Annotated in this window: 1 protein-coding gene; it reads right to left on the bottom strand. The window is 65.6% G+C overall.

All coding sequences use genetic code 11. The annotated features are described in order from the left end of the window. The coding region (locus tag Q1A87_RS24115; protein ID WP_299657487.1) for a hypothetical protein at window positions 1-209 on the bottom strand (209 nt) is incomplete at both ends.

Here is a 209-nt window from a genome sequence, read left to right as displayed (position 1 = left end):
TCGCCGGCTTGCCACAAGTCCTCGGCCAGACGGTGTCGGGCCCGCATGTAGGGCCGGGTTTCCAGAAACCCCCAGAAGTGTCCCTCGTATTCGCTGAAGCCGTCCGTGCCGAGCGCCAGTTCACCAGCTTTAACAGCGCGCTCGAGAAAGTCCCGTCGGTCCTTCGCGCCGAGCGACGGACGCTCGGCCAGGATAAGCCAGGCATCCGC

This window comes from uncultured Jannaschia sp. (assembly GCF_947494055.1).
GTDB lineage: Bacteria > Pseudomonadota > Alphaproteobacteria > Rhodobacterales > Rhodobacteraceae > Jannaschia.
The sequence above is the reverse complement of the archived record's forward strand: the minus strand, read 5'-3'. Positions and strand labels throughout refer to the sequence as shown.